Annotated in this window: 13 protein-coding genes; 5 read left to right on the top strand and 8 right to left on the bottom strand. The window is 34.7% G+C overall.

What is annotated here, in order from left to right; genetic code table 11:
• Positions 1-18 precede the first annotated feature (18 nt).
• The 4 genes from MHH94_RS00910 (at position 19) to MHH94_RS00925 (ending at position 4,845) form a co-directional block, all read left to right on the top strand.
• Positions 19-1,362 (top strand): 2-hydroxycarboxylate transporter family protein, encoded by a 1,344-nt coding sequence (locus tag MHH94_RS00910; protein ID WP_058591945.1) that lies wholly within the window; start codon positions 19-21, stop codon positions 1,360-1,362.
• Between the two features lie 27 nt (positions 1,363-1,389).
• Positions 1,390-2,571: an NAD(P)-dependent malic enzyme gene (locus MHH94_RS00915; RefSeq protein ID WP_088592708.1), complete on the top strand. Its 1,182-nt coding sequence runs from the start codon at positions 1,390-1,392 to the stop codon at positions 2,569-2,571.
• A gap of 139 nt (positions 2,572-2,710) precedes the next feature.
• Positions 2,711-3,310: a hypothetical protein gene (locus tag MHH94_RS00920; RefSeq protein ID WP_058612751.1), complete on the top strand. Its 600-nt coding sequence runs from the start codon at positions 2,711-2,713 to the stop codon at positions 3,308-3,310.
• Positions 3,311-3,423: 113 nt separating this feature from the next.
• A complete protein-coding gene (locus tag MHH94_RS00925) occupies positions 3,424-4,845 on the top strand; it encodes an amidohydrolase (protein WP_088592709.1) in 1,422 nt (473 codons plus the stop codon).
• 456 nt (positions 4,846-5,301) lie between these two features.
• On the opposite strand, the gene MHH94_RS00930 is transcribed toward MHH94_RS00925, so the two are convergent.
• Together MHH94_RS00930 and MHH94_RS00935 are read right to left on the bottom strand one after the other, a co-directional pair.
• Positions 5,302-6,582 (bottom strand): amidohydrolase, encoded by a 1,281-nt coding sequence (locus tag MHH94_RS00930; protein ID WP_078355333.1) that lies wholly within the window; start codon positions 6,580-6,582, stop codon positions 5,302-5,304.
• Positions 6,583-6,594: 12 nt separating this feature from the next.
• Positions 6,595-8,106, bottom strand: coding sequence for an AbgT family transporter (locus MHH94_RS00935; RefSeq protein WP_058591940.1), 1,512 nt, complete (start codon positions 8,104-8,106; stop codon positions 6,595-6,597).
• Positions 8,107-8,227: 121 nt separating this feature from the next.
• Between MHH94_RS00935 and MHH94_RS00940 the strand changes: the two genes are divergently transcribed.
• The gene (locus MHH94_RS00940; RefSeq protein WP_107609084.1) at positions 8,228-8,764 is read left to right on the top strand and encodes a putative immunity protein; all 537 of its coding nucleotides are present in this window, start codon (positions 8,228-8,230) and stop codon (positions 8,762-8,764) included.
• 991 nt (positions 8,765-9,755) lie between these two features.
• Here the strand turns inward: MHH94_RS00940 and MHH94_RS00945 are convergent.
• The 6 genes from MHH94_RS00945 to MHH94_RS00970 form a co-directional block, all read right to left on the bottom strand.
• On the bottom strand, positions 9,756-10,739 hold the full coding sequence (locus tag MHH94_RS00945) for a FecCD family ABC transporter permease (RefSeq protein ID WP_106417692.1): 984 nt from the start codon (positions 10,737-10,739) through the stop codon (positions 9,756-9,758).
• Positions 10,736-11,734: a FecCD family ABC transporter permease gene (locus tag MHH94_RS00950; protein ID WP_078355328.1), complete on the bottom strand. Its 999-nt coding sequence runs from the start codon at positions 11,732-11,734 to the stop codon at positions 10,736-10,738. The genes MHH94_RS00945 and MHH94_RS00950 overlap by 4 nt, the downstream gene beginning before the upstream one ends.
• Positions 11,724-12,653 (bottom strand): ABC transporter substrate-binding protein, encoded by a 930-nt coding sequence (locus MHH94_RS00955; RefSeq protein WP_058591938.1) that lies wholly within the window; start codon positions 12,651-12,653, stop codon positions 11,724-11,726. Before MHH94_RS00955 ends, MHH94_RS00950 begins: the two co-directional genes overlap by 11 nt.
• 118 nt (positions 12,654-12,771) lie before the next feature.
• Positions 12,772-13,896: an alanine racemase gene (locus tag MHH94_RS00960; RefSeq protein WP_048540440.1), complete on the bottom strand. Its 1,125-nt coding sequence runs from the start codon at positions 13,894-13,896 to the stop codon at positions 12,772-12,774.
• Positions 13,883-15,049, bottom strand: a complete 1,167-nt coding sequence (locus MHH94_RS00965) for an MFS transporter (RefSeq protein ID WP_232181787.1) — start codon at positions 15,047-15,049, stop codon at positions 13,883-13,885. Before MHH94_RS00965 ends, MHH94_RS00960 begins: the two co-directional genes overlap by 14 nt.
• Positions 15,033-16,718: an IucA/IucC family protein gene (locus MHH94_RS00970; protein WP_058591936.1), complete on the bottom strand. Its 1,686-nt coding sequence runs from the start codon at positions 16,716-16,718 to the stop codon at positions 15,033-15,035. Before MHH94_RS00970 ends, MHH94_RS00965 begins: the two co-directional genes overlap by 17 nt.

Below are 16,718 nucleotides of genomic sequence, written 5' to 3' on the forward strand. Positions count from 1 at the left end.
CAATTAAGGGGGATAAAAATGAATACGAAGACCAATTTGGAAGCGGTTACCGAGAAAGAGTTACCTATCCAAAATAATATAAAAAGCTTATGGGAAAAATTAATGAAAGCTAAAATTGGTGTATTGCCATTACCGTTATACATTGTCTTAGCTGCAATTATATTAACAGCATCTATATATAATACGTTACCAGCAGATATGATTGGTGGATTTGCTGTCATTATGATTTTAGGAATGTTGCTCGGTGATTTAGGGCAGAGAATTCCTATATTAAAAGAAATAGGTGGACCAGCTATATTGGCATTGCTTGTACCTTCTATTTTAGTATTTTTAAATGTGATTAATACATCTTCAATGGAAGCCGTTACGAATTTGATGAAGACGTCTAATTTCTTGTATTTCTATATTTCTTGTTTAGTAGTCGGCAGTATTTTAGGCATGAATAGTAAAGTATTAATTCAAGGTTTCACACGTATGTTTGTACCTTTAGTAGTGGGGACAGTCTTAGCTGTCGTAGCAGGCATGTTAGTTGGATTATTGTTTGGATATGATTTACAACATACTTTCTTCTATATCGTTGTTCCAATTATAGGTGGTGGTATTGGTGAAGGGATACTTCCATTATCTATTGCATATTCATCTATTTTAGGTGGATCAGCAGAATCATTCGTATCTCAAATGATCCCAGCAGCTGTTATTGGGAATATCTTCGCAGTTGTCAGTGCAGGACTTATGATGCGTTTAGGAGAAAAGAAAAAGCATCTTTCAGGAAATGGGAAGTTAGTAAAATCTGAAGATGGTAATGAAGTTCCTGAAGAAAAAGAGAAAGTCATTGATTTCTCATTAATGGGTGCAGGGTTACTCATTGCTTGTACATTCTTTATTGTTGGTACACTTGGTCAGAAATTCATTGGTGTCCCAGGACCGGTTATTATGATTTTATTTGCAACATTAATTAAGTGTCTTAAAGTGATGCCACACAAAATGGAAGACGGTGCGCATAATTTATACAAATTTATTTCAACAAGTTTAACTTGGCCGTTAATGGTCGGTCTCGGTATGCTTTATATTCCATTAGAAGATGTTGTGAAAATTGTGACACCAGCCTACGTTATCGTATGTGCTTCAGTTGTATTCATCATGATGTTATCAGGATATTTCGTAGGAAAATTAATGAAGATGTATCCCGTTGATGCAGCAATCGTAACAGGTTGTCATAGTGGATTAGGTGGAACAGGAGATGTTGCGATATTATCAGCATCTAAACGTATGGCATTAATGCCGTTTGCACAAGTGGCTACTAGAATCGGTGGTGTATCTACCGTAATCTTAGCATCACTTTTATTAAAATTATTAAGCTAAATATAAATAAATAAGGAGTAAATAAAAATGACTGAAAGTAATGAATACGGAGAATCTATAAATTTACATCAAGAACGCGCAGGTAAAATTGAAATCACGAGCAAAGTAGATGTGACTTCAGAAGAAGATTTAAGTGTTGTCTATACACCAGGTGTTTCTGCAGTATGTAGAGCAATTGCTGAAGATGAAACAAAAGTAAATACTTTAACTGCTAGAGGTAACATGATTGCAGTTATTACAGACGGAACAGCCGTACTTGGTTTAGGTGATATCGGTCCGAAAGCAGCCATTCCTGTTATGGAAGGTAAGAGTATTCTCTTTAAAAAACTTGCGAATGTTGATGCTTTTCCAATTTCATTAGACACGAAAGATACTGAAGAAATCATATCAATTATTAAAGCGTTACAACCTAATTTTTCAGGTATCAATTTAGAAGATATTTCAGCACCTCGTTGCTTTGAAATAGAGAAGCGTTTAATAGAAGAATTAGATATACCTGTATTTCATGATGATCAACATGGAACAGCAATCGTCGTACTTGCTGCGTTGATTAATGCACTTAAAGTTGTAGATAAATCAGACAAAGATGCCAAAATCATTATAAATGGCGCAGGGTCAGCAGGCATTGCGATTGCGAAATTATTGTTAGAAGCAGGTTGTCAAAATATCACCCTCGTTAGTCTAGAAGGGATCTTAAATAAATCAGAAGAATGGTTGAATGATGCACAAAGAGATATTGCAGAATATACAAATTTTGATAATGTACAAGGTACTCTAGAAGATGTCATTAAGGATGCAGATGTATTTATTGGCGTATCAGGTCCAAAAGCATTATCAAAAGAACATGTTCAATCTATGAACAACGATCCAATTATCTTTGCATTAGCGAATCCAACACCAGAAATTTATCCAGAAGAAGCGTATGAAGCGGGTGCAGCAATCGTTGGAACAGGTCGTTCAGACTATCCAAATCAAATTAATAATCTGTTAGCATTCCCTGGTATATTTAGAGGCGTATTAGATGCCAAGACACAACATATCACAACTGAAATGAAAATAGCTGCAGCAAAAGCCATAGCAGCAACGATTCATAAAGACGAACTCAATGCAAATTATGTCATTCCAAATTCATTAGAAAAAAGAGTCGTCGATCAAGTAGCAGCATCAGTCCAACAATGCGTAGAAAATAAAACAGAAATTTTGGTGTAAGATATATTTAGAAATAGTTTAAAAAGAATAGAGGAATCTATTCTTTTTTTATTTTAGGTTACTATAGAAAGTCATTTTGATATGAATTACAATACATTTATAAACTTTTTTATGAAAATTATAGTTCGGAGGAAGGAATTTGAAACAGATATTTTCGGGAATGATATTAGTTTTACTACTTTTAATCGTTGGTGTATTTGGTTTCATCGCGTATCAATTTATTGCTGGTGATAATCGTATTGAATTTTCTAGTAATCAACAAACAGCTGATAAAGAACCGAGTAGTGAAGAAAGTAATGACAAAGAATCAAGTGATGATTCTGAGGAACCAGAAGGCGATCCTCCAAGCATCGATGTCCAAACGACTCAATTTAGCCAAGATTTTATGAATTCTGATGTAAGAAGGGGATTTTATGGAGTAGGTATTGGGTTGTCGCGAGATGCCATTGAAAAGAAATTCGGGAAGTCAGATGGACGAATAGAAGTTGGGCAATCTCATGCTGAAAAATATGGCAATGTAGCCGTAAGATATAATAGTAAAGATAAAGCAGAACATATATACGTAACGCCGACAAATGTAACAGTAGAAGCATTTAAATCCGTTCACGGAACACCGACTATAGAAAATAGCGATGGGTTAGTTTATGATGATAATCCAAACAATTCCTTCTCAATATTAATAACGACAAAGAATGGTAAAGTAACAGCCATTGAAAATGCCAATCAAATACAAAGATAATATAATGCCAGCTATGATGATGTAGCTGGTATTTTTATATGTAATAGGAAATGCCTCTAAATGAATATATTACACCTTTATGGTAAAATTTATATTTAAAGGGGGATGGTTTTATGAGTAGAGTAAAGTTTTTGAAAGATTATAGAGATAGTCATCTAGACCAGTTCAAGGCAATTAGTGAATATTTATTTTATCATCCAGAATTAAAGTTTAAAGAATTTCAATCTGCAGAATATCTCATGAAGCAATGTGAAGAGTTGGGTTTTAAAGTTGAAGGTAATGTAGCAGAAATTGAGACGGCTTTTGTTGCTTCTTATGGATCAGGTAAGCCAGTCATTGCAATTTTAGGAGAATATGATGCGTTACCAGGTTTATATCAAACACCAAACTCATCTTCGAAAAATGACGAAGGGAATGAGGTTGGTCATGGATGTGGTCATAACTTATTAGGTACGGGTTCACTAATGGCGGCAGCTATGGTTAAAGATTATATTGAAGAGCATCATTTAGAAGGTACAGTAAGATACTATGGTTGTCCTGGTGAAGAAATTGGTTCTGGTAAGACATTCATGGTTAGAGATGGTGCTTTTGATGATGTTGATTTTGCATTATGTTGGCATCCGTCACCTTCTAACAGCGTGATGAATTTGTCATCACTCGCCAATTACTTAGTGAATTTTCATTATAAAGGTATTTCATCACATGCTGCTAATAGCCCTCATCTTGGTAGAAGTGCCTTAGATGCTGTCGAGTTAATGAATGTTGGTGCCAATTATTTGAGAGAGCATGTTACAGAAGATGTGAGATACCATTATGCATTACACGATGTAGGTAGTTCATCTCCAAGTGTTGTACAAGACTCAGCAACAGTACAATATTTGATTCGTGCCAAGACAATTGATACAGTTCAGGATGTCTATGAGCGTATTAAGAAAATTGCACAAGGTGCTGCTTTAATGACTGAAACTGAAGTAGAAATCGACTTTGTTAAAGGATGCTCAAATTATATTCCGAATACACAATTAGGCGCTCAATTACATCACTCATTAAATGAAATTTATGAGTATCAAGCGAGTCGTGATGATGAACAATTTGCAAAAGAAATTTTTAATTCATTAACAGACAATGAACGAAAAAATAAATTAACAAGTTTAGTAGGGTTTGGATTTTTAGATGATGAAGGGGTATTAGAAGATAAATATATTTACGATAAAGTCAGTCCTTATAAAGAGACAGATCATATATTATCAGGCTCTACCGATGTATCTGATGTAAGTTGGGTAGTACCAACTGGCCAAGTGTCATGTGCGACCTCAGCTATCGGAACACCATTACATACATGGCAAATGACAAGCCAAGGATTATCAAACTTAGCAGTACAAGGCACAAGTAACGCTGCTATGACAATGGCACATACAGCAATAGAACTATTAGATAACCCATATTTAAGATCACAAGTACAACAAGAATTTAAACAATTCCGTAGTAAAAATGAATATACAAATCCAATACCAAAAGGCGTATTACCTAGGTAATAATTGGAGGATGAGATTAGTGTCAGTGGAAAGGTGAATAGGGGGAAGAGATAGTCGAAGTCATGGCTTAAGTAATGAGTAAAGCCAAGAGATGGTCCAAGTCATGGCTTAAGTATTGAATAAAGCCAAGAGATAGTCAAAGTCATGGCTTAAGTCCTGAGTAAAGCCAAGAGATAGTCAAAGTCATGGCTTAAGTCCTGAGTAAAGCCAAGAGAAAGTCGAAGTCATGGCTTAAGTCCTGAATAAAGCCAAGAGATAGTCGAAGTCATGGCTTAAGTCCTGAATAAAGCCAAGAGATAGTCAAAGTCATGGCTTAAGTCCTGAGTAAAGCCAAGAGATAGTTGAAGTTATACCTTCCCCTCATACAAACCCAACATTCAATTAATCTCTCCATCCTACATACGACAAAAAAGCATGGCCAATTTTTAATGGTCATGCTTTTTCAATATTCTATTGTTATTTACTTTGATAGTGTTTTACGATTTCGTATAATACGTTAATACCATTAAATATATCATTTTCTACGACATCAAATTTTGGATGGTGATGGTTATAATCATGATTGCTTCCGATATTCATATAGATTGCATCTTTTTTACGGCTCATCACTCTGTCTATAAAATAAGTAGCATCTTCACTTCCACTAGGTGTGGATTCTTCTTGAATAATATTTAATGATGGCAACTTCTCTTTTAATAATTGATAAACTGTTTGTTCCATATCTTCGGATGGCTTAATACTAATGGCTTCACCGACTTTTGTCATTGTAATTGTGACACCAAACATTGCTTCTACGCCAGCCTTAATTTCTTCTACACGTTTCATCATAAATTGATTCACGTCGTTATTTTCTCCTCTTACTTCCAATTGTAGAAATGCTTCATCTGCAATAACATTTCTGCCACTACCTGCTTGAAGTGTACCGACATTTACACGAGATGCACCTTTTTCATGACGTTCTATTGCATATACTTGTTGAACGAATGTTGCTGCAGCGAGTAGGGCATTGCGACCATCTTGAGGTTGTGCTCCTGCATGACTTGAAACACCGTTTATTTGAACATCTAATTTAGTAGAAGCTAAGAATCCTTTTACGGATGTGATAATTTCATTAGATTGAGCATTTAATCCGATATGTGCGCCAACAAAGTAGTCGACATCATCTACGACACCTTGTTCTACCATAGATCTAGCACCTCGAACACCTTCTTCTGCAGGTTGGAAAATGAGCTTAAGTTTCCCTTTTAGTTCAGATTCATGTTCTTTTAAAAGTTCTGCAAGGCCAATACCGATAGTTGTATGAACATCATGTCCACATGCATGCATAAAGCCTTTGTTTGTAGAAAGGAATCCATTGGCTTGAGGATAATGATCGCTATCCTTATTTTCTGTAATTGGTAAAGCGTCCATATCAAATCTAAGTGCAAATGTTGGACCAGGAACTTGAGTATCTAATGTTGCAACGATTCCTGTATATCCATCTCTGAAATGTGGCAGTTCTTCGTCGAGTTGATCTAATTTTTCAATATGTGAATTAAATTCAACTTCAGTAGGATACCCCATTAAATAATCTTTATTCATCACTTCTTGACCACTTTGAATGTCATATCCAAAAGAATCTAGATAGTTCTTAACGATATTTGCAGTTCGAATTTCTAAAAATCCTACTTCAGGAAAAGCATGTAAATTACGTCTAAGATTGATTAACTTTTGTTTAAAATCTTCGTCAAAATTCATGAATATCACTCCTTACAAATGTCTTGTTACGCCAGGACCTAAAGGTAATCCTGTTAAATAGAAAATCGTTAATAAAATAATCCAAGTAATAATAAATGCAACCGTATAAGGTATCATTAATGAAATAAGCGTACCTATACCAGCCTTTTTATCGTACTTATTTAAGAAAGCTATAATGACGACAAAATATGGATTCAAAGGTGTAACTATATTAAATGATGAATCAGCTACACGATAAGCTGCTTGAGTAAAACCTGGATGAATACCAAGTTGCATAAACATCGGTACAAACACGGGTGCTTCTAGCGCCCATTTAGCTGAACCTGAAGTGATTAATAAGTTGAGACATGCTGTAAATAAGATATATAACAAGATTAATGGTAGTCCTGTTAAATGAATACTTTTCAAGAAGTCAGCGCCATTTACAGCAATCCAAGTAGCCATATTAGACCATTGGAAGAAACTGATAAATTGTGATGCAGCAAATATGAGCACAATATAGCCTGACATGTCATTAACAGCTTGTGTCATAAATTTACCTACATCGTGTGTGCTTTTAATCTTTTGATCAACAATACCAAACGTTGTGCCGACAACAAGGAAGAAACCAAGTATAACGGGAACAATGCCAGCTAAAAATGGAGATTCAAGTATGTCGCCTTTTTCACCTAATAAAGGACTATTTGGTATTAATAAACCAACAACAAATATAAGTATATAAATTGCAGCTGCAATTAAAGCGTAAATGAAAGCTTTTTTGGCAGTAGGTGAGTCTTCATGTTCATCTAAATCTTCAATATGACCTTTATAATCACCTAAACGAGGTTCTATAATTTTAGTCGTCACTTGTGCACCTACAATGGTTAATAATACTGTAGAAATAATATTAAAATACCAGTTTGCTACTGGAGATACGACCATATCAGGATCAATTATCTTTGCAGATTCCGTACTGATACCAGCAAGTAATGCATCTGTACCTACAACTAATAAGTTAGCTGTAAATCCTGCACCAGCCGCAGCGAACCCTGCAGCTAAACCAGCTACCGGATGTCTCCCTAATTTATAGAATACCATAGCTGCTAATGGAGGAATTAATATCGTTGCAGCATCAGAAGCAATATTACCCATAATCCCAATAAACACGACTGCATATGTAATTAAAGCTGGTGGCGCATTGACAATGGTTTTTTGAATAATGTATTCTAAAAAGCCAACTTTTTCTGCCAAGCCAACACCAATCATCATGGATATAACGAGACCTAAAGGTGCAAATCCAGTGAAGTTCGTGATAAGGTTAGTGAAAATGTATTCAATACCTTCATTTGAAAATAAATTTTTTACATCGAGTGCTTTATCCGCACCAGGAGGTTTAACCGTTGCATCAAACAAACTAAAAATAAATGATAATACCATAACGAAAATAGCTAAGTATAAAAATATAAAAAATGGATGTGGCAATTTGTTACCGATTGTTTCAATTCCGTCTAAAAATCTATTAGACTTTTGCTCTTTTGTTGTCATATTACATCACCCCTTCAGGTGATTATATCATTACGAAGAACGAAAATTCCAAATATTTAGATAATTTAACGAAAAAATGTTTTGATAGCTTAGGCAATCGTCATACTAATGAGGACATGTTATGGATTTAGAGGAATATGCGTGGAATGAACATGAAAGGGAGCTTAAGAAAGCTCATAAAGTTGAAATACCTTCTAAATATAAAGTGAAAATTCAAGATGATATTGAGAAACGAATAACTTTAGAGACATTATTAGAAGAACTGATACAGAAAGAACTTGTCGAGTGGGCGATTAAAAATGCGAAGAGATTTATTGATGATATAGATATAGGCAATGATGAAGACAAACAGACAATTATTTCAGAAACAGAACATAAATTACAACTTAGAAAAGAAGGGCAAATGAGTGCTTATGAACTTAGACAAGCTGGATTTTTAGCGAATAAATTATCACAAAGGTCACTAACAGAACAAAGTAAATTTGCAGCACGTGTATACGCACAAGCAATCGCAACAGGACATATGAGAGGACATGCAATTGTATCATCAGATTATGCTATTAAAGTGATGAATATCATATCTAACAATGATTTAAAGTTAGTGACTGAAGAAAGAAATAAACAAATCCATATAGCGAAAGATATCATGGAAAGATGAGTATTGTTTGAGTTGAGGGTTTAGTAAAGCCAAGAGAAAGCGGTAGTCGTGGCTTAAGTACTGAATAAAGCCAAGAGATAGTCGAAGTCATGGCTTAAGTCCTGAGTAAAGCCAAGAGATCGCTGAAGTCATGGCTTAACGTCTGAATAAAGCCAAGAGATCGCTGAAGTCGTGGCTTAAGACCTGAATAAAGCCAAGAGATCGCTGAAGTCATGGCTTAACGTCTGAATAAAGCCAAGAGATAGTCGAAGTCGTGGCTTAAGTGATGAATAAAGCCAAGAGATCGCTGAAGTCATGGCTTAAGTACTGAATAAAGCCAAGAGATCGCTGAAGTCGTGGCTTAAGACCTGAATAAAGCCAAGAGATCGCTGAAGTCATGGCTTAAGTGATGAATAAAGCCAAGAGATAGTCGAAGTCGTGGCTTAAGTGATGAATAAAGCCAAGAGATAGTCCAAGTCGTGGCTTAAGTACTGAATAAAGCCAAGAGATAGTCGAAGTCGTGGCTTAAGTACTGAATAAAGCCAAGAGATCACGAAAGTCATGGCTTAAGACCTGAATAAAGCCAAGAGATCACGAAAGTCATGGCTTAAGTCCTGAATAAAGCCAAGAGATAGTCGAAGTCGTGGCTTAAGTGATGAATAAAGCCAAGAGATAGTCCAAGTCGTGGCTTAAGTACTGAATAAAGCCAAGAGATAGTCCAAGTCGTGGCTTAAGTACTGAATAAAGCCAAGAGATCACGAAAGTCATGGCTTAAGACCTGAATAAAGCCAAGAGATCACGAAAGTCATGGCTTAAGTCCTGAATAAAGCCAAGAGATAGTCGAAGTCGTGGCTTACCCTCATACAACCCCAATATTCAATTGATTTCTCCATCCTAAATACGACAAAAAGCAGGGCCATTTCTTGATGACCCTGCTTTTTCAATATTCTATCGTTATCTACTTTGATAGTGTTTAACGATTTCGTACAATACGCTAATACTACTAAACATATCATTTCCTACTCTTGATTAATAAATACATAAAGAATGGTGAACCGATGAGTGCGGTAAAGATTCCTGCTGGGATTTCTTTTGGTAAGAAGAGTGTTCTACCGATTAAATCACTTAATAATAGTATGATGGCGCCGATTATGGCACTATAAAATATTCGATTTCTAAATTGATGTGCACCGAGTTTCAGTGCGATGTGTGGTGCGATTAATCCGACAAACTGTATACCGCCTACATAACTCATGGATATACCAATTAGGATACTCATAGATATTAATGCAATGATAGATATATGTTGATAAGGATTGCCTAATGCTAATGATAAATTTCTACCTAAGTAATGAATATCAAATGAACGTGCATAATATGTCAGGATGACCATGATGATAAATAAGATGCTTCCTACAATCATGACTTGTTGATATTCTGCTTGATGAACGGAACCTGTAATCCAAATTTGAGCTTGAGCACTGCGTTTATTTGAAGTTAATATTAGGAACATTACAATTGCTTGGCAAAGTATATTAAAGCTTATACCAATTAGTATGAGACGATCTCGTTTGTAACTTTTTCGCATTGCTAAAAAATATAATAATGCCGTAACAATTATCGCACCAAGCATTGAAAAGATTGGCTGATAAGCAATTGGTAATAATAAAGCTTCGGTACTTGTTGTTAAGACAATGAGAAATACTAACGAGCCAACATTAGCACCTTGAGATATACCTATAACATCAGGAGAAGCTAATGGATTCTTCGTAATAAATTGTAAGACACATCCTGCAATGCCAAGTGCTGCACCCGTTACAATTGCTAATAAGACTCTCGGCAGTCTTAAAGTATTAATGACTAAGTTTGTATAAGGATCTCCAAGTTTAAATAGGCCACTTAATACATTTTGAGGTGCGATAAAGCTATCACCTAACATGAGTGTGAGTAAAGTCGTTAACATGAGCATGATGATAAGTATGATAAATTTCTTCATTCTGTTAACTCCTTACGATTAAGAATTAAATAAATGAATATTGGTGCACCAATAAGAGCTGTTGTAATACCGACTGGCAATTCTCTCGGCATTAATAAATATCTGCTTAAAATGTCGCTTAATAATAGAAGACAACCACCTAGAACACCTGATAAAGGTATGACAATAAAATGGTTATGAGATTTACATAACAATTTCGCAACATGAGGTGTAATCAGTCCTATAAAGGCAATTGGACCAGCTAATGCAACGGCAGATCCACTTAACAGGACAACAGCAATCATCGTGAATACTTTAATGGATAATATTTTAGCACCGAGTCCTTTTAATGCATCATCACTTAGCATATAAAGATTAAGCGGCTTGGCCATATAAATAGATATGATTAAACCAACGATAATAAATGGCCATATGTACATTAAAATAGTGATATGTTTATTCGCTACTGAACCATTTAGCCAATATATTAATTCTTCTATAGCTGATTCGTTATAGATGAGTAGACCTTGTGTGATGGCCATACAAAAAGCACTAATACTTGCTCCGAATAAAGTTAATTCCATCGCATTGAATGGCTTAAATGGTAATGTAGTGGCTAATATAATTAAAGTTGCAATGATGACGGTACCAATAAAAGCCATAATGGTTTGTTGAAATACACCGTTCATACCAAACGCAACAGTCGTAATCACAACCATTAAACTAGCACCACTATTAACACCCATAATGCCAGGACTTGCGAAGGGGTTTCGTGTAATGGTTTGGATCATCACACCACTAATACCCATTAAAACACCGACAACCCCGCCCAAAATTGCGCGAGGTAGTCTTAATTGTGTCAGTACACGTTGATCTTTAATTGTTTCTCCATGGATATAATGTTGCCATATATCTGAAAAGGTAAAATGTTTATAGCCAAGCATCATGCTTAAAATGAATAGCACGACAAAAATACCTGAAAATAGGAGAAATAACCAAAGATATTTATTTTTCATTCAATTTATCCTTTAAATCATCAATCATCATATTGGCAGATAATACACCACCTGAAGTGTTCCAAACAGCATCATCTACTTTATAAACATGACCTTTTTTAGATGCATTTAATTCTTTAAAGGCTGGATCGTTTACCCATTCTTTTTCTAATGCTGAAACTTTCTTATCATCTTCTTGGAAAGTAAAGTAGAAGATGTAATCTCCATCCATTGCTTTAATACGTTCTTTTGTAACACCTTTTTCTGCAAAGTCGTTCTTATCTTGACCTTTAGGGCGTTTAATACCAAGTTCGTCTAAGATGACACCTGAGAATGTATCTTTATGATAAATTCTTACATCACCTGGCATAAAGCGAACCATTGATACTTCTGAGTTTGCTTTATCTCCAATCTCTTCTTTTGCTTTTTTAACGTGATTATCGTAATTCTTTAAGACTTCATTCCCTTTATCTTCTTTATTTACAGCTTTCGCGTATAATTTAAAGTTGTTTTTCCAGTCGCCACGTAGTTCTTTAGAGAATACAGTAGGTGCAATTTCAGAAAGTTTCTTGTATTGTGCTTCTTGTCTGAATTTATTACCGATAATTAAATCTGGTTTAAGTTTCGCAATTTTTTCTAAGTTGATTTCACTTTCTCCACCCACAGGTTCAATGTCTTTATATTTCTTCTCTAAATGTTTATACCATGGATCGCCAGCATATGAATTAGCAGCACCAACAGGTTTAACGCCCATTGAAACAAGTGCTTCTGTACCTTCGTTTGTTAATACAACAACACGTTTAGGATTGTTAGGTACTTTAGTCGTTCCCATGGCATGTTTCACTTCATGTGTATCTTTGTTTGAAGATGCCTCTTGTTTATTACCACAAGCTGCTAGCATTACAACAAGTACTACTATAACTGATAAAAGCTTTCTCATTTCTTTAACCTCTTTCTTAAGTTGAATTATGATAATGATTTTCATTTTCAATTATAAAATATTACCTTTTTTTGTCAATATATTTTTAGAATATGCTTTCAAATTAAACAAAGTATCTTTAAATATACTGAATAAGCGGCAATTCATGAGATAAAAATTGTAAATGGCTAATGTCATATCCGTAACTTCCAGCTAATTTAAATACAACCCAGTCACCGGTTTGTATACTTTCAATATCATAGGGAAGACCAAATACATCATTTGGTGTACATAGTTTCCCAGCTAATACGACGGTATCATTGGTAATGGACTTCATTCTGTTAGAACTAGTATGTGAATGAATAATTTCAAATGGTTGATGATGTTGCCACGCTTTTGGAAATCTAAAATGATTTGTGCCACCGTTTAATAAGACGAATGTTTGATCATGCATGGATTTAATATCGTAAACATTAGCGGCATAATAACCTATAGGACCTGTAATAAAACGTCCAAGTTCAAAAGTTAAGCGTGGTAGATGATGGATACGTGTTGCAAAATAATCAAAATCAAAACATGTTTGACAATCGTAGTCGATACCTATACCACCACCTACATTAATCGCATATTCTTCCGGTAAATGTGATTGATATTGATGCGTAAATTCAAGTGCACTTTCAATGAATGTGACGTGAGCATCTTCGTCCAAATTATTGCTCATTGCATGAAAGTGGAAACCTGTTAAAAATATTTGATCTGTATCGTGACAGATTTGAATGGCTTCATCTAAATCATTGTAAGGCATACCAAATTGTGTTGGGACACCCGCCATTTTTAATTTAGCTGTTGATTGAATGTTACTTAAATTAATACGAATCATAACTTCGATTGATTGTTGTTTGTCTTGAAGTAATGATTGCAACGTATCTAACTCAAAGAGACTCTCTACTTGAATAGATTTCACATGTGCATCTAAAGCGTATTCTAGATGTTGTTTCGTCTTTACAGGTCCGCCGTAAATGATTGGAATTTCTTTTGAAATAGATCGAACCTTTTCAATTTCTCCAGTAGAAGCGACTTCAAATCCCGAAACAAAAGGTGCGAGTGTTTCTAAGATTTTTATATTAGAGTTGGCTTTCACTGCATAGAAAATATCATGTTTCGTGACAGAGCTAATCCAATTGATGCGCTTCTTTAATTCGGTTAAATCATATATATAATAATCGTGATTACTGTCTGTTAACACTTCTTTAATTCTTTCCATATTGATTCTCCTTATTTATCATAAACATGACACAGATGACCATGATGAGCAGTCCAACAACCATTGTTATATATACAATTTGTAAATTGAACTGTTCAAAGATAAAGCTTAGTAATATACCACCAAGTGGAATGAAACCTTTATCCATCATTGAAATGGATAATACAGATCCTCTATATTTCGCTTCAACAAGCTGTTGGACGAGTATTCGATTGGTCGTTCTAAATGCCTGTGATGCCAAGCCCATTATTAATAAGACAGCTGCATATAAATATGTATCATGTATAAACATTAATAGAATGAGGGTTAACGTAAATATCATTGCCCATCGTTTCAAACTTTTCATCGTATTCATATTTTTAGTGCGCATAAACATGACTAAAATTATAATAGATCCAGCAGCAATCATGGCAGTAAAGAGTGAATAAATCATCGTACGGCTGCCAAATTGTTCATCTACAATGCTAGGTAGAATAATCGTATAGGAAAATCCAAAAAGCATCGATAAGACACTGGATAACATGAGCATGACAATAACAGGTTGTTGTCTTAAGTACGACCATATTTTATAACGTGTCTTCTTCTCATGATGGACCTCTGGCAAAGTTTGGTTGAATAATATAACCATTAAACTCCCAATAATAGGTAGGGATAATACAATATTAGAATTCAGTTGAGCTAATAATATCCCACCTATAAATGGTCCAGTTAGTCTAGCAATATTTAAAATTAAAGCATTTAAACTGATCGCTTTATGAAGCTTGTCTGGTTCTACAAAACTTTGTATAAGTGCATTTCTTTGTATCGTATCAATTGCTTGGAAAAATGAACGTACCATAATAATAGAAAGTATGATGTAGATATTCCATTTTTGCCAAAAAGCATAGACGACACATACTGTGAATAACATATTTGCACAATGGATGATGTACATGAGTTTCGTAGAACTAACAGTATCGATAATTTTGCCGATTATAAAAGCAAATGCTAACTGTGGCATTAACCGTGCAAAATTTATATATGCAATGTAAACAGCGCTTCCAGTCATTTGTAACGTTATCCAATTTAATGCGATGATATCTACCCAATCGATTGTTCGAGCTATAAACTGAGAACTGACAAAACGATGATAAGGATTAAACTTTAACTTCATCACTTATGAGAAGTGGGTTGGCTTTTTGGATATAAATATCTTGATCTTTATTAGATACGCGCATCGTTAATAATGCTTTCTCGTTTATAGTCTTTTTGTAAAAGGCTTTGATATCTGCCTCTGTATGTTGAATGTCTTGTGATAATAAATCTTCAAATACGGCTTTAAATATACGGTTAATATGTAGCCATAACATGTTTGAATCATATGCATAATCTTCACTGAAATGATGCACAAGTGTGTTGAGATGATTACTCAATAATGTGTTTTGTACTTTCTCATACATACTTTCAGTCGTTGCATTTGTTAAAGCATTGCTTAGTTCTAACCATTCAGGCACGCGAGAAGCATCTATTCTTAATCCGCCAAAGTCTCGTACATGTAAACGTGTAGGCATACCGTTTATAAATTCAAATGACATATTTTGTAGGTGAGCTTCTAAACCAACACCGTATTTCGTCATGAGTGTTAACACAGTTTCAACGAGTAATGAGACATATTGGTCAAACCAAACAATCGGTGTTGCTGTTGCACGAGCAGTTTCAATCATATCGACGTAGATTTTTTGGTGATGTTCATTCAGCTCAAACAAACATGTCGCTGTATAAAGTGATGCATGAGCAGGTATATATTGCGTATTATTTTCTCTCAATATGAATGATAAATTACGCTGTTTATCTACTTCGTCATGAATGTAAGTCATTCCGCCATATTCTAATACGGGTAAGCTGATTTCATTAAGACGGTCGTCATTCTTATAAATAAATTTGAAATATTCACCGATATTTTTAGAATTGATAATACTGTTGTTACTAATAGAACGTATTGTTGACGTCATTTGTGAATTTACGGGTAGTTTGATAATAGGTGTTATCGTATCTAAAGGACAAACGGTTCTAAATGATGAAGTACTCTTTACGAGTCCACCAGTATGTTGAAGCGGTATAATATTTTGAGATTTGATCTCTTCCGTATAAACTTTTGGTATGACATGTTCGAATTGAAACGGATGTACAGGTATCAAATCATAATCTTCAGGTATTTCTCCTAAATAACCACTAAAGTCTGCTAAAGTTTTTACCTCAGAAGCTTCTAAATTATTATATAGAAACCCTTTTTTAACGAATAACCAGTTTAATTTGAATGCATGATTATATTCAGGTGAATATTGCATAACTTCTTTGAAAGACAATCCTAACTTTGTCTTAGCACATGGGTGAATGTTATGCCCAGTAATTACATATTGCTCACTATGTAATAATGGATGGTCGCTTTTAGATGTATAAGAACAATGAATAAAACTAATTGCTTGGTTGATGAGGTGATTTTCAATTTCAACATGCAATTTGTGGTAATCGTGATGTTCGTCACTAAAATGATTAAGCCAGTCTATTAATTCAAGTGGATCTTGAACAAAGCGAGTTATTGTATCATCTGTAATTTGTACGCGATGGTTCGCTTTATCATAAGTTACAAATATAGAATCGCTAATATATAAAGTTGTGATTGTTTTAAAGGATTCTACATGATGTATAGGAGGTGTTACTTCTTCATGTAAGCATGTTAATAATTTCTTGAATGTTGTATGAATGCTGTCTTGAATACATTGCTCGATGTAGTGTTGTTCGTATTTATCTGTATGTTGATATACCTCATTAGTCCAACTCAT

Origin of the sequence: Mammaliicoccus sp. FSL K6-3158, from assembly GCF_038005105.1 — a bacterium.
Lineage (GTDB): Bacteria > Bacillota > Bacilli > Staphylococcales > Staphylococcaceae > Mammaliicoccus > Mammaliicoccus sciuri.

Excerpts from the sequence above, each read along its gene's own strand:
- MHH94_RS00950 (WP_078355328.1), bottom strand. The coding sequence starts at position 11,734 with ATGAAAAATAAATATCTTTGGTTATTTCTCCTATTTTCAGGTATTTTT.
- MHH94_RS00945 (WP_106417692.1), bottom strand. The coding sequence starts at position 10,739 with ATGAAGAAATTTATCATACTTATCATCATGCTCATGTTAACGACTTTA.
- MHH94_RS00915 (WP_088592708.1), top strand. The coding sequence starts at position 1,390 with ATGACTGAAAGTAATGAATACGGAGAATCTATAAATTTACATCAAGAA.
- MHH94_RS00965 (WP_232181787.1), bottom strand. The coding sequence starts at position 15,049 with ATGAAGTTAAAGTTTAATCCTTATCATCGTTTTGTCAGTTCTCAGTTT.
- MHH94_RS00970 (WP_058591936.1), bottom strand. The coding sequence starts at position 16,718 with ATGAGTTGGACTAATGAGGTATATCAACATACAGATAAATACGAACAA.
- MHH94_RS00930 (WP_078355333.1), bottom strand. The coding sequence starts at position 6,582 with ATGAATTTTGACGAAGATTTTAAACAAAAGTTAATCAATCTTAGACGT.
- MHH94_RS00910 (WP_058591945.1), top strand. The coding sequence starts at position 19 with ATGAATACGAAGACCAATTTGGAAGCGGTTACCGAGAAAGAGTTACCT.
- MHH94_RS00925 (WP_088592709.1), top strand. The coding sequence starts at position 3,424 with ATGAGTAGAGTAAAGTTTTTGAAAGATTATAGAGATAGTCATCTAGAC.
- MHH94_RS00960 (WP_048540440.1), bottom strand. The coding sequence starts at position 13,896 with ATGGAAAGAATTAAAGAAGTGTTAACAGACAGTAATCACGATTATTAT.
- MHH94_RS00955 (WP_058591938.1), bottom strand. The coding sequence starts at position 12,653 with ATGAGAAAGCTTTTATCAGTTATAGTAGTACTTGTTGTAATGCTAGCA.
- MHH94_RS00935 (WP_058591940.1), bottom strand. The coding sequence starts at position 8,106 with ATGACAACAAAAGAGCAAAAGTCTAATAGATTTTTAGACGGAATTGAA.
- MHH94_RS00940 (WP_107609084.1), top strand. The coding sequence starts at position 8,228 with ATGGATTTAGAGGAATATGCGTGGAATGAACATGAAAGGGAGCTTAAG.